This is a genomic window from Spongiibacter marinus (assembly GCF_016906995.1).
GTDB lineage: Bacteria > Pseudomonadota > Gammaproteobacteria > Pseudomonadales > Spongiibacteraceae > Spongiibacter > Spongiibacter marinus.
In genome coordinates, this window is sequence record NZ_JAFBBD010000001.1 from 262,333 (window position 1) to 280,868 (window position 18,536).

The following is an 18,536-nucleotide window of genomic DNA, read 5'->3' on the forward strand; positions in this document are numbered from 1 at the left end:
ATACGCGATGAAGACAGCCGCCATAGAATTACAACACCAGCTTGGCACCAGCTGGTGGGGAAAACGCCAACGGAACTTGCTGGCAAAGGTGCTTGCGCCGCTCGCCAATGCCAAAATCGGTTCACTCACGGTCACCTTGCCCAACAAAAGTCAGCTCAGCTTTGGTGATCAAAGTGACGAGCGGCTGGCACCCAGTGTGATTCTTAATAACTGGAAAGGATTGCGTAAAGCCTTTAGCGGCGGCTCTGTCGGATGGAGCGAAGCCTATATGGATGGCGATTGGGATTGCCCCAACCTGGCTGCGCTAGTGGAGTGGATCGTGGTCAACGAGGAACACTTCGGCGATATGCTGGCGAGCGGCAAAACCAAGCAGTGGCTGCAACGCCTGCAACACCGGCGTAACGCCAACAATAAGCGCGGCAGCAAGCGCAATATTGCCTACCACTATGACCTGGGCAATCACTTTTATCGCCACTGGCTGGACGACAGCATGACCTACTCGTCAGCACTATTCGACGAGGGCATTGATGATTTGCGCAGCGCCCAGCACCGAAAATATCAGCGTTTAATTGACGAACTGGCGGTGCAAAGTGGCGACCGCGTTTTGGAAGTGGGCTGCGGCTGGGGCGGCTTTGCCGAACAACTCTGCCAACAACAGGATGTCTCCCTCCACGGCATCACCCTATCCAAAGAACAGCTGAGCTATGCCCGGCAACGTATCGCGGACGCCGGCCTTAGCAGCCGAGCCAAATTTAGCCTCACCGATTACCGCGACACCCGCGATCAATACGACCACATTGTTTCCATAGAAATGCTTGAGGCTGTCGGTGAACAGTACTGGCCAACCTATTTCGACACCCTGTATGCCCGACTCAAACCAGGCGGCAGAGCGGCAATACAGGTGATCACCATTGAAGAAAAACGTTTCGAAGGCTACCGCGACAACCCGGATTTTATCCAGCGCTACATCTTCCCTGGAGGGATGCTGCCCAGCCCTGACATCTTCCGCTCCCATGCCAGCAAAGCGGGCTTCGACGTAAAAAGCGAGCTGCCCTTCGGCCTGTCATATGCCAAAACCCTGGCGCACTGGGCGACGGCGTTTAATGCGCGCTGGGAAGACATCGTCCCGCTGGGGTTTGATCAACGCTTTAAACGCATGTGGCAATACTATCTTGGCTATTGCGAAGGCGGCTTTCGCGCGGGCTCGATAGATGTTTATCAATTCGTGCTTGAGAAGCCCCATTGAGCCCCGTAGCCATCATCGGCGCCGGATTGAGCGGCCTGCTTTGCGCAAAAATGCTCAATGAGTGCGGCCTACCCGTCGCCGTCTTTGAAAAGTCGCGCGGCCTGGGCGGGCGACTCGCCCGGCGCAGGCACCCCTGGGGTAACGTTGATATCGGCGCCCCCTTACTTGCCCTGACGCCAGAGCAGTTGCAATACTTCCCTAGGGACGCCATCAGCGCCCAACCATATACCACCGCGCAGTGGCGCGACGGTAAATTACTGCCTCAAGCGACGCAAACACACTACACGGCTGCGGGCAGCAACAACCGACTATGCCATGCTCTGGCTGACGGCATTGAGGTTCGCCGGGGGCAACGAGTAGCCGCCATTCACCCAACATCAACAACGCTGTCATTGCGCGATGACAAAGGGGAGGATCTCGGTGATTTTTCGGCAGTGATTCTCGCCACCCCCGCCCCCCAGGCGCGAGACCTGATACCCACAACCAGCTCTCTCACCATTGCCGAAACACCCTGGCAAGCGGGCTGGACGGTGATTGTTCAATTTGACGGTGCGTGGGCGCCGAGCGAAATAATCGATATTGAATCGCACGCGATACTGCGCCGAATTGTTTGCTTGTCGTCCGCGCCAGGGCGGGACCATCAGCACTGCTATTCCATCGAGCTGACCGACGATGCCAGCCACCACTTTGAACAACGCAGCGATAACGAAATTATCGATAGAGTGATGACCGAGCTGGCATCGATAGCGCCCACGCCACCACTGCTACACAGCGACATACAGCGCTGGCGTTTCGCCAGACCGGAAACAGCAGTTATCAGCGACTCACAGCGTGCTGACGACAGCTTGAAAATAGCATTGGCGGGGGATTACTGCGTTGGAGGCAATGCGGAAGGGGCGCTACGCAGCGCCACCTTCGCGGTACAGCGGGTAAAACAGTGGTTGGCCAGCGCCTGTTAGCTATCTACCTCGGCTGCTTTTTTGGCTGCTGCAGCATTGCTGCCGTCAATCCAGGGTTTCAGCAGCTCCAACGCTGTTTTATCGCAGGGCGGCAGATCTTCTTCGCATTCACGCAGCGGCGTCACGCGATCACCCCATTTAATGAGTGCCGCCCCCCAGGTTAGACCTGCACCAAAGGCGGCTGTCAAAATGTGGTCGCCGGGCTTGATGCGGCCCTGCTCAAGCGCTTCACACAACGCAATCGGCACCGTCGCGGCAGAAGTGTTGCCATATTTTTCAATATTAACGATGACCTTTTCTTCCGGCGCCTTCAAACGCTTCATCAGCGTTTCGATAATACGAATATTCGCCTGATGCGGGACCAGAACATCCACGTCTTCAGCAGCCAGCCCGCACTTATCAAGTACGTCCGTTACCGCTTGGCCCATGCCGCGCACCGCGCGTTTAAATATTTCCGGCCCCTCGAAATTGATATCGTAATAACCATCGATACCGGCAAAGCGCTCACGAACGGTACCGGAATCACGCGCCGACAGAATATCGCGCGCGTCGCCATCGCAACCCAAACGCTCCGCAAGCATGCCGCTTTCTTCTTCACCTGCTTCAAGGATGACTGCGCCCGCACCGTCGCCAAACAGCACCGCTACATCGCGCATACTGTAGTCGAGGAAATAGGGGATTCGATCCGCGCCGATTACCAGTACTTTCTTCATTGCACCAGAACGGATCATGGCCGTGCCCACACTTAGACCATAAACAAAACCCGTGCAGGCCGCATTGAGGTCAAAAACCGCCGCATTGGTCGCGCCGATACTGTCCTGCACGAACGACCCCGAATTCGGAATCAGCGTATCCGGGCAAGCGGTTCCCATAATGATCATGTCCAGCTCGGCAGGGTCGAGGTCGGCGGCGGCCAGGGCGCGCTTTGCCGCCATGCTTGCCAGAGTCGCGGTGGACACATGAGAGATTCTGCGCTCTTTGATCCCGGTACGCGTCGAGATCCACTCATCAGACGTATCGAGGAAGGTTGTCAGGTCTTCATTACTCAGCACAGCGGGGGGAACGCATTTACCCCATCCAGTTATCGTCGCGTATGGCATGCACAGGTATCCTCTTCAGTGATGAGCGGCATTATGCCGAGCCAGATCGTTGCTGTCACGCCGCGCATCCAACGGGATATAGAGAGGCAAGCAGGGCCGTTTTGCACCAAAATGATCACTACTTCACAGGCTATACGTATAATCCCTTAGTCGATTGGGCCTTTTTCTGATCATCTGCAAGATTACAGCGTGCTAGCATAGTGACACACAAACAAGCTGTAAGAACCGTGTTGTAAATTCAGAGCGTGGTAAGTATGAAAACGAACAAACGTTGGGGCAATGGCGCCCGAGTAGATGATCTGGTAACCGGCAAGAAACTCCTGCTTGAGGCGGCCGTAAGCTGCTTTGCAGCGAAAGGCGTTAAGTCTACAACCATCGAAGACATTGCCAATGTCGCCAACGTGACGCGGCGGACGGTTTATCGCTACTTCACCGGCAAATCCGACATCATCTCTTCGCTTGCCGATATTGAGCGCAATCGCATGTTCGAACAGCTCAAGGATGTCGTTGCAGAATACAAAGAGGATTTCCCTCGTATGCTGGAAGAGTGTATTTGGTTTACTGCCAACTACCGCCCCGCCGAGGACAACCGCCTGGAAATCACCAGCGGCCGCAATTCCGCAGAGATCATGCCGCACATCGACAACGATGAGTCCGACCGCCTGTGGCGCGAACTGCTCATCGAGCCGCTGCGCAACTACAATGCGCAAACCGGCAAGAGTCTGAGCATTGATGACCTCGTGCCGCTAACTGGACGCTTGGCACTGATTTACCGTCAGCACCCTGTTAGCAAAGCTGAATTCCACGCCAGCATGCGCGCACTGCGCTTCTAATCTCAGCTCCCCCCGCTTTATCTAAACGGCCGCTAGCTTCTAGTGGCCGTTTTTTATTTCTCGCTCTTCTATAGTTAGTTGGCTCATATCACTGCTGCATTGCGCACGCGAATCCAACAAACTAATACGGCCGTATTAGATAAAAATAGTAGGAGCCGATCTATGAATTTTGATTTTTCCGACGACCAAAAAACCATTCAGGACCAAGCTCGTCTCGTATTGAGCCGAGAATGCCCGCCAGACCGCGCGCGACAGGCCCTTGAGCACGCGAGAGCCTATGACGAAACACTGTGGAAACAGGTGGCCGAGCTTGGCTGGCCCGCCATCGCGATCGACGAAGAATTCGGGGGGCTCGGCATGGGCTACCTGGAGCTGTGCGTCATCGCCCAGGAGCTGGGTCGCGCAGTGGCACCACTGCCCTTTACCGCCTCAGTCTACCTTGCCACCGAAGCGGTAAAACTCTGCGCCAGCGACACCCAGAAGGCTGAATGGCTTCCTCAGTTGGCCAGCGGCGACGCCATAGCCTGTGTTGCCCTGCCCGAAACGCGCAGTATCAACCACGGCGCGATAAATACCGTTACGGCTAGCGACGCCATCTTGAACGGCACGGCTCAGGCTGTTTTGCACGGCCACGCCGCTGATTTCGCCATTGTTGCTGCGCGCGATGACGCCGGCCGCATGGCCTTTTATAAGGCAGACCTCAACAACAGTGCCATACAACGCCAAGTCCAGCCGACAATCGACCCCAGTCAGGCAATGGCCACACTTCAATTTACCGACGCCCCCTCTGAGCCGTTGGGCAATGGCGAAGGTTTCTCCCATTGCTATCAACAGCTACTTGATCGCGCCGCCGTACTGCTCAGCTTTGAGCAAATAGGTGGCTGTGAAGCCGTAATTGATATGGCAAAAACCTATACCGAAGGCCGCTACGCATTTGGTCGCCAAGTTGCCTCCTTTCAGGCGATTAAACACAAGCTCGCTGATATGTTTGTGGCAAAGGAGCTGGCGAAATCCAACGCCTACTATGGGGCGTGGGCCATGACCGATGGCGAACGTGAATTGCCTCTGGCCGCCGCCACCGCTCGCGTCAGCGCGATAAACGCCTACTACTTGTGCAGCAAAGAGAACATTCAGGCCCACGGCGGCATGGGGTTTACCTGGGAGTTTGACTGCCACCTTTACTACCGACGCGCCCAGCTACTCTCAAGCGTTATCGGCAGCGCCCCCGTCTGGAAAAACCGCCTCACCGAACAACTGCTAACTGCTTAAGCACCGGAGCTGACAATGGACTTCAAAGATACCCCCGAACAAGCAGCATTTCGCGCAGAAGTACGCCAATGGCTCACTGCCAATGCGCGCCCAAAACAAAGCGGCGCGGGTCGCCCCTCCCAGGCCGAACGCTATGACGATGCCAAACGCTGGTACAAAAAAGTGGCCGACGCGGGATTTGCCTGTCTCGACTGGCCTAAAGAGTATGGCGGCGCCGGCTTGAGCCAGATCCACAAAGTGATTTGGTCTCAAGAAGTGGCCAATTATGCCGAGCCCGATGGCTACTTTGTTATTGGCATAGGCAACTGTGGCCCGGCGATTATGCACTTCGCCAGCGAGCAGCAAAAACAGCACTTGCTACCAAGAATGGCCAGCGCTGAAGATGTTTGGTGCCAAATGTTTTCAGAACCGAGTGCCGGTTCCGACGTCGCCGGGCTGCGCACCAGTGCAGTCAAGCAAGGTGACAAATGGGTAGTAAACGGCCAGAAAATCTGGACCTCTGGCGCCCAGCACTCGGACTACGGTGTTATTTTGTGCCGCACCGATACCGAGGTGTCTAAATACCGTGGCATGACAATGTTTTACATCGATATGCGCCAGCCCGGTGTGGACGTTAAACCCATCAAGCAAATGGATGGCGACGCGCATTTTAATGAAGTATTTTTCAATGACGCTGAGATTCCAGACAGCCAGCGGCTCGGCGAGATTGGCGGCGGCTGGGGCGCTGCGCTGTTAGTGCTCATGAACGAACGCCTGGCGATCTCCGGCGTCCAGCCGGACGGTTTCCCAGAGCTCCTGCAATTAGTCAAAACGCTGCAGATAGACGGCGAGCCAGTATCCGACAACCCCTCTGTGCGCGAGCACTTGGCCGATTGGTACTGCCAGCACGCCGGGATCAAGGCCTCCACCAACCGCATGCTCACCGCTGTGGCCAAAGGGGGAATGCCCGGCGCCGAAGCCGCGCTCGGAAAACTGGTCGGTGCCGTGATGAATCAAGACATTGCCAACTATGCCCTGCAATTGCTCGGTGAAAGCGGCCCGGTGATGAACCCCGACTTCGCGCCGCAGCAGGCCCACTTCCAGAAAACCGCCCTGTTCTCTCCCGGTATTCGCCTAGCGGGTGGTACCGATGAAGTCATGCGCAATATCATTGCCGAACAGGTATTAGGCATGCCTCAGGAGCCAAGAGCGGATAAGGGCATGGCATTCAAAGACATCCCATCCGGCAACCAATCTGCTTAGCCAGCATGTACGGAAGTGATCGTCGGTAGCGGCCAGGCCTGTTAACAGGCCCTAGGTAAATGCCGCTACCGACTATTGCGTATACGCAGGAAGATATGACATTGCTACAGTCACTCCAGTATTAAAAATACCGAATCACTGGGGGCTACCATGGCAACGCAATTTTTAAAGCGCCGCTCCAACGCGCAATTATCGGCAAAAAAAGACACCGACAGCATTTTCCGACCTCGGGCCGCCGCCCGCCGCCTTTCTCGCCTAGGCCTCAACCACAGCGAATGGTGGCTGAGCGTGGACTACGCGGAATTCATCGACGCCAGCGCCAACACCGCTCGCGCTTAGGCTCAGCAATTCACGTGATTATCAACACCGATAAGCGGTGACACATCAACCAAGGCAACGTGTGCTAACACCGTGCACAGCGCACATTTTTCTACAGCACTTCACTGATTACGGGCTTTTCCCTATACTGCTGCCGAGCCGCTATCACTATGGTTAACACTCGAACAGCGCAACTACTTAAGCGCACAGCAGAGGACACAGTGATGGCAACAGCAGCGAACAGCACAAACTCTATCTTCAGCGAAAATAAGCATCGCGGCCGCCCTATCGATCAATTCCGTAGCAACCGCGATGAGTGGTGGCTCAATGTGAACTACGCTGAAACCATTGATATGAAAGATGCCATTAGCCACCAGGCAATGCGAGTCAACGCGGCGCGCTAGTTTTCGCCGCGCAATTAGGGCGCGGCACTATGATTAACTGGCAAGACGTCGACACCGTTCTGTTAGACATGGACGGCACACTACTCGACCTGCACTACGACAATTTTTTCTGGACACAGCACCTCCCCCGCCGGTACACCGAGATTCATGGCGGCGACCTCCAAACCGTTAGCGAAGAACTGATCGCGCGCATCATGGCTGAGCGCGGCTCACTGAACTGGTACTGCCTCGACTACTGGTCTGAAGAGCTTCAGCTCGACATCACTGCGCTCAAACGCGAAATTAGCCACCTGATTCGCATGCACCCCAGCACAGAACGATTTTTGAATGCCCTGCAACGCAGCGGCCGGGATGTTTGGCTGGTCACCAATGCCCACCAGGGCGGCCTCGATATCAAGCTGGAAAAAACCGGCCTTGGTCAGTGGGTTCAGCGCATCATTACCTCTCACGAACTCGCCCTGCCCAAGGAGGACGACACCTTCTGGCAAAAGCTCGCCCAACACTGGCATTACGAGCCCGCTCGCAGCCTACTGATTGACGATACCGCCACCGTGTTAGACTCTGCCGCTCGCCACGGTATACGCCACTTAATTACCATGAAGCGCCCCGACAGTCGCGCGCCCCTGCGCCAGGGGTTATGCTACCCCGCTATTGAGCATTTTGACGAAATTCTGCCAATACCACCGCGAGACCGAGATTGAGCAAAGACATACAACGCCTTCGCCTGGATAAGTGGCTGTGGGCCGCCCGTTTCTACAAAACCCGCAGCATCGCAAAACAGGCCATAGAGGGCGGCAAAGTGCATTATAATGGCGCCCGCTGCAAGGTAAGCAAGGAAGTAGAAGTGGGCGGCATGCTAACGCTGCGCACCGGCTGGGACGAGCGCGAAGTAGAGATTATCGCTATCTCCGACCAGCGGCGTGGCGCGCCCGAAGCCGCCTTACTCTACCGCGAAACCGACGCCAGTATCGCCAAGCGCCAGCAGAATGCGGCCGACCGGAAAGCGCTGGGGGCTGCAGCGGGGGTGCTGCGCAGCGAGCGCCCCAATAAGAAACAGCGCCGCCAAATTCATCGATTCCGCGAACAACAGGACTAAACAGCCCCTTATGAGTGATCAAGTTCACCGCTTCATTTTCGACGGCAGTGATGTGCGAGGCGTGCATATCCAGATCCAGCAAAGCTATCGCGAGATGCTGGAAAACCACCACTACCCGCCAGCCGTCGCGGCTTTGCTGGGGGAATTCTTGGTTGCCGCAGCCCTGCTGAGTGTCACCATTAAATTTCGCGGCAGCCTGATTCTGCAGGTTCGCGGGGACGGTCAAGTCCCACTCATTATGGCCGAGGCAAATTCCAACGGCGATATTCGCGGCATTGCTCGCGACGCCGGCCAGGCGATCGGCGAGGACTTTCATAGCCTGCTGGGCAACGGCCAGCTAGCCATCACTATCGACCCTGAAAAAGGGCAACGTTATCAAGGAATTGTCAGCTTAGATGGCGCGAATCTCGGCGCGTGTATAGAGGCCTACTTCCGCCAGAGCGAGCAATTGGCCACCCGCTTGTGGCTATCCGCCGATGGCGAAACCGCCGCGGGCATCCTGCTACAAGAGCTGCCGGAGCAACAAAGTGATGCCGCCGTTTGGCAGCACCTCACCACCCTGGCCGATACCGTTCAACAAGAAGAGCTACTGACACTCAGCGCAGACCGCTTGCTGCACCGCCTGTACCACCAAGAAACGGTGCGGGTATTCGAGCCCAAGTCGCTAAAATTCGTCTGTAGCTGCAGCCAGCAACGCATGGAATCTGCACTGGTTTCTCTGGGTCGAGAAGAGCTGGAGAGCATTCTCAGCGAGCAGGGAAAAATAGATAGCCACTGCGAGTTCTGCCACCGCCAATTCCACTTTAACACCGGGGATATTGCCAATCTCTTTGGTGACCCAGCGCCCAACACTCGACATTGAGTGAAAAAAAACCAAAATCGCCGCAGATCGGCGGCGATCAGGGTTAGCGCCGCTTGGCGATTTTTGCAATAATAGCCGCCTTAAAATCTGGCCACCCGCGCGGGGGGTTTACCCCGATCAACTGTGACCTCCTAATGTCCCCAGGGACGACGTGACAGGAATACCGAGAATGAGTGCTGAAACAACTGTTTATAAAGATTTAACCCCCGCCCAATTAATCGAGCAAGCGCTGGCCCGCGGCGAAGGCCAACTGGCCGACACAGGCGCGCTGGTGGTAACCACTGGCAAGCGTACCGGCCGTTCTCCCGGTGACCGCTTTGTTGTTCAAGAGCCATCAACGGCTGACAGCATCGATTGGGGCAGCGTTAACCGCCCCTTCGACGCCGCCAAATTTGATGCGCTGTGGAGCCGTGTAGAAGACTACCTCGCCGACCACGATCGCTTCGTTTCTAACTTGCACGTTGGCGCCCACGAAGATCACTACATTCCCGTTGTCGTTAACACGCAAACCGCTTGGCAAGGCCTGTTTGGTCGCAACATGTTTGTACGCCCTGAGAAGTACAACCCAAAAGCCAAGGAAGAGTGGACAATTCTGAACTGCGCGGGCTTTGTATGCGACCCCGAGCGCGACGGCACTAACTCTGACGGCTGCGTCATCATCAATTTCGCCCAGCGCAAAGTACTGCTGGCAGGCATGCGTTACGCCGGTGAAATGAAGAAAGCCATGTTCTCTGTGCAAAACTTCCTGCTGCCAGAGAAAGACGTTATGCCAATGCACTGCTCAGCGAACGTCGATGAGCAAGGCAACACCACCTTATTCTTTGGCCTGTCTGGCACGGGTAAAACCACCCTGTCTGCCGACCCTAGCTGCTACCTGATCGGCGACGACGAGCACGGCTGGGCGAAGGGCTCAGTATTCAATATTGAAGGCGGCTGCTACGCTAAAACCATCAACCTGAGCCAGAAGAACGAGCCCATCATCTGGGACGCCATCCGCTTCGGCGCCATCGTTGAAAACGTAGTAATCGACCAAAACAGCCGCACCGCAGACTACGACGACACAAGCCTGACGGAAAACGGCCGCTGCTGTTACCCACTGGAAAACGTTGAAAAACGCGTTATCGAGAATGCCGCCGGCGAACCGAAAACCGTTATCTTCCTGACTTGTGACGTGTCAGGCGTTTTACCTCCGATCTCTATCCTGTCCAAAGAAGCGGCGGCTTTCCACTTCCTGAGCGGCTACACCGCCCGCGTTGGCTCAACTGAGCTGGGCGCAGAAGCAGGTATCCACCCCACTTTCTCCACGTGCTTTGGTGCGCCCTTCATGCCGCGTCCCGCAGGCGAATACGCCGAGCTGTTGATGAAGCGCATTGAAGACTTCGACTCTCAGGTTTACCTGATCAACACCGGCTGGACTGGCGGCTCAGGCGCTGCTGGCGGCACCGGTTCGCGCTTCCCCATCCCAGTGACTCGCGCTGTGGTTGCCGCGGCACAAAGTGGCGCGTTGATCGGCGCAGAAACCGAGCAACTGGATATTCTGAACCTGACTATCCCCAAGGCAATTCCGGGCGTAGACGACAAATACATCAACCCACGCAAGGCGTGGGGCGACGAAGCAGCCTACGACCAGGAAGCCAGCAAATTGGCGAAACTGTTCCAAGAGAACATCACCAAGTTTGACGTCTCTGACGCTATCGTAGCCGCTGGCCCGAAAAGCTAAGCGAATAATAGCCGGATAGCAAAAAGGGCAGCCCAAGGGCTGCCCTTTTTTATGCGCGACGGTTTCGTACTGAAACCGCCCGTCACTGCGGCACTTCTCTGTTAGCGCACTACGCGACGGCCAAGTGCTCACTCACGTGGAATAACCGGCGGCGCAGGCCCGTCAATTCAAAAGGCCGCCACTGACCCTCTCGTTGAGAGAGACGGTCGGCCAAGGCATACAGCACTGCCAAATTATGGGTCATCCCCATATGGCTCGCTGGTACCCGTAAATTTTCGCTCTGTTCGCCCGGTTCCTGATGAACGCAGTACTTCCAATCCACAATACCGTCACTGGCGCTATACATCGCCGTAGAAGGCACTGGCGGCGCACTGCACCACTCCTCCCGCCAATTCAGCATGGGGTCATCCATCGCCCCAGGGTTAAGCATTTCGTATAACTTCAACACAGGGCCGGATACACCGCGCATTTCCGGAATATTTACCGGCGAGCCCAGTGTCACCACCTGGCGAATAAAGTCGGGATTCCGCTGGGCAAGGCTGCGAGCATATATGCCACCCAGGCTCCAACCCACCAGACTGACTTTACGCCCATAGCGGCTCGCCAAATCCTTTACATGGCGCTCGAAATTCAGGTAAACCTGCTCGCGCAGCCCTGTATTCAGCCCCTGCTCCCAACCATAGGCATCGAACCCAGCTTGACGCAAAGCTCGTCGCATTACCGAGGTTGCGACATCGCTGGTCATAAATGACGGCGCAATCACCACTGGGTGACCGTCGCCTGAAGATAAATGGCGGTGAAAACCGCGCATGGAGACTGCCGAAAAAATCTCTGCAAGAGAACGCAACTCTTTCGCGGTACTGCGTGAGGCCGCAGCATTAGTGCTAGTTTCCATCTTTTTCTCTCTTATTATTCGGGTTCGTAACAGCGACCCTGTCATATTATCTAAACAATATTCGGCGGCACTGGCAATCCTTTCCGTCACCTCCTGCCGGCCATGAGATAATTCGACCCTCTGCGACACAATGTTTGGAAACGTGCACTTTAGTATGCCCTTTCTAATTTTTATGCGTAACGTTCACCCCATACAGCGAGACCGGCGGCCAGCAGTTTGCGCCGTCGCTGATAACACACATTACGGGGCATCCCCCAAGAGAGGAACGTACTATGAGCGACGCAAAAACTAACTTCGTTGAGAAAGCAAACACTGTTGCCAAAGATGTATTTTTGGCTCAACTGGGCTTGGCTGGTAAAGCGTTTGAGCAAAGCCAAGAGCTGGCTAAATTGACCGAAGAAAAAATCAAGGCAACTGAAGCTAAGTACAAAGATCTGTACGCAAAGCGCAACGAAATTTTTGAAGGCCTGGTAAGCCGTGGCGAGCAAGTACAAAGCAGCGCCATTGCCAAGTTTGAAGAAAGCAAAGAGCAAGTTGTTGCCAAGATCAACGAAACAAAAACCGAAGCGACTGCCAAGCTTGAGTCAGTAAAAAGCGAAGCTGTAGACGTGCGTATTAAAGAGCTGCGTGAAAGCCTGGAAAGCAACCTCGAAAAGGTAAAAGGCTTGGTTTCTCGCAAGAGTGAAGATGCTGTAGCAACAGAAGCTGCTGCATCGTAATTGAGCATTTTGGCGGTCACTTTGACCGCCTACCCCCCTAGGTCCTTACCCTAACTATGCTTTGCACGATGCGCCAACTTGGTCATCGTGCTTTTTTGCATCAGTGCGGAGCTCCACTCTCACTGCTGCGCAAAAACGTTTCGCACATTGGAGAATCTTATGAGCAACGACAGCAAGAAAAGCCTGAAAGACGTTTCTTCTCAAGCCAGTGAACTGGCAAAAAGCATTTGGCTGGCTGGCCTTGGTGCATACGGCCGCGCCTACGACGAAGCACAAGAAGTCTACGAAAAAGCAAGCAAAGACAGCCCACGCCTGTTCAAAGAGTTGGTCGACAAGGGCAACAAACTGGAAGTGCAAGCTCGCGAAAAACTGGGCGAAGCCAGCAATATTGGCAAGACTATTTCCATTGAAGAGCGCATCAGCAAAATGCGCGCAAGCCTGGGCTTTGGTCACACTGCCAGCGCCGACGACCTCGAGCGTCTCGAGAAAAAACTGGATGCGCTGAGCAAGAAAGTCGATGCACTGAGCAAGGCCAGCAAAGCGCCAGCAAAGGCGGCCCCCGCTAAGAAAGCTGCCGCGAAGAAAACTGCAGCCAAAAAAGCGCCCGCGAAAAAGGCCGCTGCAAAGAAAGCTGCCGAGTAAGCCCTTCGCGACCCGCTTTTTAGCGGGTCGCGTCGTCTCTGGACAAGCGCCCACAGGCGTGTCACTTTAACGCCCTGTCGATGAATATGGGTGGTTAACTCAGGGATGAAAACCCGCGAAAAAATCCTGCTGGCAAGCTTGGCCCTGTTCAATGACGAGGGCGAAGCCAACGTCACCACCGTCGATATCGCCAATGAGCTGGACATCAGCCCCGGCAATCTCTACTACCACTTCCACGGCAAAGAAGAAATTATCGAAGAGCTGTTCTCTGCCTTTGAGCTAGAGCTCAGCGATATTCTGCAAGCCCCGCTGCAAAAAAGCCTAAGCCCCCAAGACGCTTGGTTTTATCTGTATATTGTTTTTGAGCAACTGTTTAAGCACCGTTATTTATACCGCAACCTCAACGATATTTTACAGCGCTACCCCGATATCGACCGTCGCTTCCGCAAACTACTCAATCTAAAATTACAAGCTGCCGAAGCCGTTGCCGAAGAGCTGGTCGCCGCAGGAATTCTGGACACCACCGGTACGCCACTTTCGCGCCTCTGCGACAACGTCGTACTCAATCTCACATTCTGGCTAAACTACAACAGCCTGAGAGAGAAAAATTGCGCCGACGAGATCACCATCCACCGAGGCGTCTTTCATCTTATGTCGCTGGTTGCCCCCTATCTCACGGCGGACTTCCGCTACTTCTACGACGAGTGCTGCACCCTTTTCGACGTATTAACCAAAGACGCCTAAAACCTCGCCGCGAGCGCGAAGTTTCTGCATAATGTGGCGTTTTTACGCGGTATCAGGCCACACATTATGCAAGCAATTTCGAGTCGTATTGCCCAGGAATTGGGCGTAAAAGAATCACAGGTTAGCGCCGCTGTTAACCTGCTTGATGACGGCGCCACGGTCCCCTTTATTTCTCGTTACCGAAAAGAAGTCACCGGCGGGCTCGACGATAGCCAAATGCGCGAGCTGGAGAGCCGCTTAGGCTACCTTCGCGAAATGGAAGAGCGCCGCGACAGTATTCTTAACAGCATACGCGAGCAGGGCAAACTCAGCGCCGAACTTGAGGCAGACATTCTGGCGGCAGATAGCAAGAATCGGCTCGAAGACCTCTATCTCCCCTACAAACCCAAACGCCGCACCAAGGGCCAAATTGCCATAGAGGCTGGCCTGGAACCGCTGGCCAATGCCCTGTTCGACAACCCAAACCTCGACCCTAACACTGAGGCAGTCGCTTACATCGACGCCGAGCAGGGTCTTGCCGACAGCAAAGCCGTGCTAGACGGTGCCAAATATATTCTTATGGAGCGCTTCAGCGAAGACGCCAACTTGATCGCCAAGCTGCGTAGCTACCTTTGGGAAAACGCGCAGCTGAGTAGCACGGTAATGGCTGGCAAAGAAGAAGAGGGCGCAAAATTTCGCGACTATTTCGCGCACAGCGAGCCGCTAAAAAGTGCCCCCTCTCATCGCGCTTTGGCCATGTTCCGCGGCCGCAATGAGGGCATTCTGGCGCTGAGCTTGGTCGCGGGTGAGCCAGATGCCAAAATTCACCCTTGTGAACTGATGCTGGCAGAACACCTGTCCCTACAGGATCAAGGTCGCCCCGCCGACAGTTGGCTACGGGAAGTACTGCGCTGGACCTGGCGAATCAAACTCTACACCCACCTTGAGACCGATCTGCTTGGCCGGCTTCGAGAGCAAGCCGACGCCGGTGCCATTGAAGTGTTTGCCAGAAACTTAAAAGACCTTCTACTCGCCGCACCAGCGGGGCCACGTGCGACCATCGGGCTCGACCCCGGCCTGCGTACAGGTGTTAAAGTCGCAGCGGTTGACGCCACCGGCAAGGTATTGGATCACGGCGCGATTTTCCCGAACCCACCGCAAAATCGACAAGCAGAGGCCGCTGCCAGCCTGCTCGCGATGATTAAAACTCACAATATAGAATTGATCGCCATCGGTAACGGCACCGCCAGTCGCGAGACCGAGCGCTTTGTTAAAGACCTGCTTTCCGCCCACCCCGAACTGGGCTGTACCAGTATCATGGTCAACGAGTCAGGGGCGTCGATCTATTCCGCATCGGAGTACGCGGCGCGGGAATTCCCCGACCTGGACGTAACCATCCGCGGGGCCATTTCTATCGCCCGACGATTGCAGGATCCGCTGGCCGAACTGGTGAAGATAGATCCCAAGTCCATTGGTGTTGGCCAGTATCAACACGATGTCTCGCAAACGGCGCTGTCTCGCAGCCTGGAAGCCGTCGTTGAGGACTGTGTTAACGCCGTCGGCGTGGACGTGAACACCGCATCACCTGCGCTGTTGTCGCGGGTGTCGGGTCTCAATCAATCGATATCGGCGAATATTGTCGACTACCGCAACCAGCATGGTGCCTTCCGCAACCGCGCGCAGCTGATGGAAGTCTCTCGCTTTGGGGCCAAAACCTTTGAGCAAGCCGCCGGCTTTTTACGCGTAATGGGCGGTGAAAACCCGCTGGACAGCTCTGCGGTTCACCCAGAGTCTTACTCCGTAGTGGAAAAAATTGTGCAGCGCTGCGGCCGAGAGGTCAGTAACCTGATCGGTGACAGTCGCTTCTTGAAAAGCCTCAACGCCGCCGAATACGCCGACGACAGCTTCGGTATCCCCACCGTCAGCGATATTATTAACGAGCTGGATAAACCGGGCCGCGACCCGCGGCCAGAATTCAAAACCGCCGAATTCAAAGATGGCATTGAAAAGATCTCTGACCTTGAAGCCGATATGGTGCTGGAAGGCGTAGTAACCAATGTGACTAACTTTGGCGCCTTTGTGGATATTGGCGTTCATCAAGATGGCTTGGTCCATATTTCTGCGCTTTCAGAGAGTTTTGTAAAAGACCCTCACAGTGTTGTGAAGGCCGGCGATATCGTGAAAGTGAAGGTCATGGATGTTGATGCCGCGCGTAAGCGTATTGCCCTGTCCATGCGCCTGAGCGATCAGGCCAGCGATCACCAAGCCGAGGGCAGGGGCGGCCGCCGACCTGAACGCAGTAATCGCGACGTCAAACAGCAGCAGAAAAAACAGCAAAACGCCCCCGGCGGCACGATGGCAGCGCTCTTTGCTCAAGCAAAACAGGGCAAGGGCAAACGCTTGTAGCGGCTATTGCGGGAGCCGCTCCGGGCAGCTCCCGCGCAGGGCGCTGCCCCCTGGCCGCTGCAGTAAATCATTGCGACTATCCGCAATATTTTCGTCCTGCGGCGCTAAGGCCAATGCGCGTTCCAGGGCATCAAGGGCGAGCTGCGAGCAACCCTGCGCATGCAGGGCGTAGGCATAGTTATTCCAGACTGGCGCGCGTTCTGGCGCAATCGTAAGTGCACGCTCATAGCTATTTATCGCACCAGCGAAATCACCCTGAGTATAGGCGGCATTGGCCAGGGCCAGCCATGCCAACACGCTGCCTGGCCATTCATTTACCGCGCGCTGATAAAAGTCCATCGCACGCTTAGTATCACCGGTTTCCTCAAAGGCGTGGGCACTCTTCAAATAGGAAACAGGCATTGCCGTGACCGGCATCACCGATGCCGGAACCAGCACTCTCGCCCAGTGTTCTGCCCGCGCCCATGTTGCAGCAAACGTTGCGAAATCCAGCCGATAATATGCCTTCTCGCCAGAGTGCAGGAGCAGGGTACTGGACCTGAGGTCATAACCCACTGCCAGCGCATAATGCCACTGCGGCCACCAGCTCAAACCGAGGTTTTGTAGCACCAAAACCGGGTTACCCGCATTGAGCTCTCTTAATAAGTCTTCGAATTTTGGTGCGAGAGGATAGGGCAACAAGCCGATGCGTCTTCCCGCGGCTTGCATATCGACCGTTAAACTACCCTTGCGCTCGGGCACAAAACTCATGTCAGCGACAGACTGCTGATCAATGTGAATATCGCGATAATTCGCCACAGAGCTTAACGCCGCGGGACCGCAGTAGTAGGCCTGCTGAGCAACGAAGGGAACATCGAGCTTACGACTATCTGCCAAGTCATTCAGGGTGGCAGGGGGAAGTGTGGGAACACTGCTGCAGGCAACCAGCAGCAGCGCCCATATAACAAGTAAAGAACGCAACGCTCTTTAGTTGGCCGCGTTCACAAAGGGAAAGATGTCGGTAATCCCGAGTACATCGGTAATGAAAAACACCAGCACAACAAAGGCGAGTAAACCCACCGCACCAGCACCGGCGGGCATATCGTCCATGTTCGCTTTTAGGCTGGCCAGCTCATCTGCCGTCAGCGCATCGATGCGGGCATCGACATCGTCGATAGAGATACCGAGGTCAAGCAAGCGCTCGCGAACATCGTCGCGGTCGAGCGCCGACTTCAACGCCGCCTTGTCCTCTGCAAGGCTGTACTCACTGATCGTCACCGACGTATCGACCATGGCCGCAGAGGCCGTCGTCGCGGCCAGGCCCATCCACGAGAGCAATACACTCATAAAGATCGCGGCTAACTTTCGTGATTTATTAAATTTCATACTCTCTCCCATTTTTTTCGAAAAAGATTACCTGCAGAGCTGACCGTGAAACGCTCCGCCATTTCGTCCAGCGTTACGTGCTAGCTAGCCCTCCGGGTTTTCCAGCACCAGCTCGCCATTAACAACAGGAATCTGCTCGCCCGGGCGCTGCGCTAAGGTAACGGTGCCCGGCTCACCATCAAGACTATAGCTGACTTCATAGCCAGTGACGCGCTGCTTAGGGTCTTGCAAGGTTTGGCAGCGGCGCTCTGTGCGGGTTTGCACATTCTTGCTCTGCATATCTTCCTGAATACGCTTGCCCGCGTAGCCACCTGCAGCCGCCCCCGCCACTGTCGCGAGCTTTTTACCGTTCCCGCCACCCACTTGCTTACCGATAACCGCGCCGAGTACAGCGCCGACTACCGTGCCGGCTATTTGATTGCTGTCGCGGCTCGGTGCCTGTTCTTGCACCACCTCGTCGTAACACTCTTCACGGGGGACAAAATAGGTTTCGGTAATTGGCTCAACAGACAATACCTGCGCATAGCGCGGCTGCGACTCCAGGTAGTGGTAGCCGCCATAGCCACCCGCCGTGGCCAGCGCAACCGCACCAACACCAGCGGCAACAACTGCGAACTTAGACATTGTTATCTCCTCTTACTGATACTTCTCTGACCAGCGAGCGCCGACAAAGTGCGCCGCTAAAAGGAACAACAATTTACAGTCGCCGTTCAGCTGTGGTTCAGCGACATCTCTGC

Annotated in this window: 20 protein-coding genes; 15 read left to right on the forward strand and 5 right to left on the reverse strand. The window is 55.5% G+C overall.

What is annotated here, in order from left to right; genetic code table 11:
• Positions 1 to 7: 7 nt before the first annotated feature.
• Positions 8 to 1,246, forward strand: coding sequence for an SAM-dependent methyltransferase (locus tag HNR64_RS01225; RefSeq protein WP_204994801.1), 1,239 nt, complete (start codon positions 8 to 10; stop codon positions 1,244 to 1,246).
• Positions 1,243 to 2,205: an NAD(P)/FAD-dependent oxidoreductase gene (locus HNR64_RS01230; protein ID WP_204994802.1), complete on the forward strand. Its 963-nt coding sequence runs from the start codon at positions 1,243 to 1,245 to the stop codon at positions 2,203 to 2,205. Before HNR64_RS01225 ends, HNR64_RS01230 begins: the two co-directional genes overlap by 4 nt.
• Here the strand turns inward: HNR64_RS01230 and HNR64_RS01235 are convergent.
• Positions 2,202 to 3,305, reverse strand: a complete 1,104-nt coding sequence (locus HNR64_RS01235) for a ketoacyl-ACP synthase III (protein ID WP_204994803.1) — start codon at positions 3,303 to 3,305, stop codon at positions 2,202 to 2,204. The genes HNR64_RS01230 and HNR64_RS01235 overlap by 4 nt on opposite strands.
• A gap of 254 nt (positions 3,306 to 3,559) precedes the next feature.
• Here HNR64_RS01235 and HNR64_RS01240 point away from each other — a divergent pair, with 254 nt between their 5' ends.
• From HNR64_RS01240 to HNR64_RS01280, 9 genes are all read left to right on the forward strand, one after another.
• A complete protein-coding gene (locus HNR64_RS01240; protein WP_204994804.1) occupies positions 3,560 to 4,138 on the forward strand; it encodes a TetR/AcrR family transcriptional regulator in 579 nt (192 codons plus the stop codon).
• A gap of 162 nt (positions 4,139 to 4,300) precedes the next feature.
• Complete coding sequence (locus HNR64_RS01245; RefSeq protein ID WP_204994805.1) at positions 4,301 to 5,407, forward strand: acyl-CoA dehydrogenase family protein; 1,107 nt, start codon at positions 4,301 to 4,303, stop codon at positions 5,405 to 5,407.
• Positions 5,408 to 5,422: 15 nt separating this feature from the next.
• On the forward strand, positions 5,423 to 6,649 hold the full coding sequence (locus HNR64_RS01250; protein WP_204994806.1) for an acyl-CoA dehydrogenase family protein: 1,227 nt from the start codon (positions 5,423 to 5,425) through the stop codon (positions 6,647 to 6,649).
• Between the two features lie 150 nt (positions 6,650 to 6,799).
• The gene (locus HNR64_RS01255) at positions 6,800 to 6,988 is read left to right on the forward strand and encodes a hypothetical protein (protein WP_204994807.1); all 189 of its coding nucleotides are present in this window, start codon (positions 6,800 to 6,802) and stop codon (positions 6,986 to 6,988) included.
• Positions 6,989 to 7,191: 203 nt separating this feature from the next.
• Positions 7,192 to 7,371 carry a hypothetical protein gene (locus HNR64_RS01260; RefSeq protein ID WP_204994808.1) on the forward strand — a complete coding sequence of 60 codons (180 nt, stop codon included), beginning with the start codon at positions 7,192 to 7,194 and terminating at the stop codon, positions 7,369 to 7,371.
• 29 nt (positions 7,372 to 7,400) lie between these two features.
• Entirely contained in the window at positions 7,401 to 8,072 is a 672-nt protein-coding gene (gene yrfG / locus HNR64_RS01265; RefSeq protein ID WP_204994809.1) for a GMP/IMP nucleotidase, read from the forward strand.
• 8 nt (positions 8,073 to 8,080) lie between these two features.
• Complete coding sequence (locus HNR64_RS01270) at positions 8,081 to 8,467, forward strand: RNA-binding S4 domain-containing protein (protein WP_027873293.1); 387 nt, start codon at positions 8,081 to 8,083, stop codon at positions 8,465 to 8,467.
• Positions 8,468 to 8,477: 10 nt separating this feature from the next.
• Positions 8,478 to 9,329 (forward strand): Hsp33 family molecular chaperone HslO, encoded by an 852-nt coding sequence (gene hslO, locus HNR64_RS01275; RefSeq protein WP_204994810.1) that lies wholly within the window; start codon positions 8,478 to 8,480, stop codon positions 9,327 to 9,329.
• Between the two features lie 169 nt (positions 9,330 to 9,498).
• Positions 9,499 to 11,049 carry a phosphoenolpyruvate carboxykinase gene (locus HNR64_RS01280; RefSeq protein ID WP_204994811.1) on the forward strand — a complete coding sequence of 517 codons (1,551 nt, stop codon included), beginning with the start codon at positions 9,499 to 9,501 and terminating at the stop codon, positions 11,047 to 11,049.
• Positions 11,050 to 11,158: 109 nt separating this feature from the next.
• Here the strand turns inward: HNR64_RS01280 and HNR64_RS01285 are convergent, their stop codons facing one another.
• A complete protein-coding gene (locus HNR64_RS01285) occupies positions 11,159 to 11,944 on the reverse strand; it encodes an esterase/lipase family protein (protein ID WP_204994812.1) in 786 nt (261 codons plus the stop codon).
• 272 nt (positions 11,945 to 12,216) lie between these two features.
• Between HNR64_RS01285 and HNR64_RS01290 the strand changes: the two genes are divergently transcribed.
• From HNR64_RS01290 to HNR64_RS01305, 4 genes are all read left to right on the forward strand, one after another.
• On the forward strand, positions 12,217 to 12,663 hold the full coding sequence (locus HNR64_RS01290) for a hypothetical protein (protein WP_027873297.1): 447 nt from the start codon (positions 12,217 to 12,219) through the stop codon (positions 12,661 to 12,663).
• A 159-nt stretch (positions 12,664 to 12,822) separates the two neighbouring features.
• Positions 12,823 to 13,305: a phasin family protein gene (locus HNR64_RS01295; protein ID WP_204994813.1), complete on the forward strand. Its 483-nt coding sequence runs from the start codon at positions 12,823 to 12,825 to the stop codon at positions 13,303 to 13,305.
• 105 nt (positions 13,306 to 13,410) lie between these two features.
• Positions 13,411 to 14,049, forward strand: coding sequence for a TetR/AcrR family transcriptional regulator (locus HNR64_RS01300; protein WP_204994814.1), 639 nt, complete (start codon positions 13,411 to 13,413; stop codon positions 14,047 to 14,049).
• A gap of 66 nt (positions 14,050 to 14,115) precedes the next feature.
• Positions 14,116 to 16,434, forward strand: a complete 2,319-nt coding sequence (locus HNR64_RS01305) for a Tex family protein (RefSeq protein ID WP_204994815.1) — start codon at positions 14,116 to 14,118, stop codon at positions 16,432 to 16,434.
• Between the two features lie 3 nt (positions 16,435 to 16,437).
• Here HNR64_RS01305 and HNR64_RS01310 read toward each other — a convergent pair whose 3' ends face one another.
• From HNR64_RS01310 to HNR64_RS01320, 3 genes are all read right to left on the reverse strand, one after another.
• Positions 16,438 to 17,394 carry a PA2778 family cysteine peptidase gene (locus tag HNR64_RS01310; RefSeq protein ID WP_204994816.1) on the reverse strand — a complete coding sequence of 319 codons (957 nt, stop codon included), beginning with the start codon at positions 17,392 to 17,394 and terminating at the stop codon, positions 16,438 to 16,440.
• Positions 17,395 to 17,400: 6 nt separating this feature from the next.
• Complete coding sequence (locus HNR64_RS01315; RefSeq protein ID WP_204994817.1) at positions 17,401 to 17,799, reverse strand: PA2779 family protein; 399 nt, start codon at positions 17,797 to 17,799, stop codon at positions 17,401 to 17,403.
• An 84-nt stretch (positions 17,800 to 17,883) separates the two neighbouring features.
• Positions 17,884 to 18,423, reverse strand: a complete 540-nt coding sequence (locus HNR64_RS01320; RefSeq protein WP_204994818.1) for a glycine zipper 2TM domain-containing protein — start codon at positions 18,421 to 18,423, stop codon at positions 17,884 to 17,886.
• Positions 18,424 to 18,536: the final 113 nt, after the last annotated feature.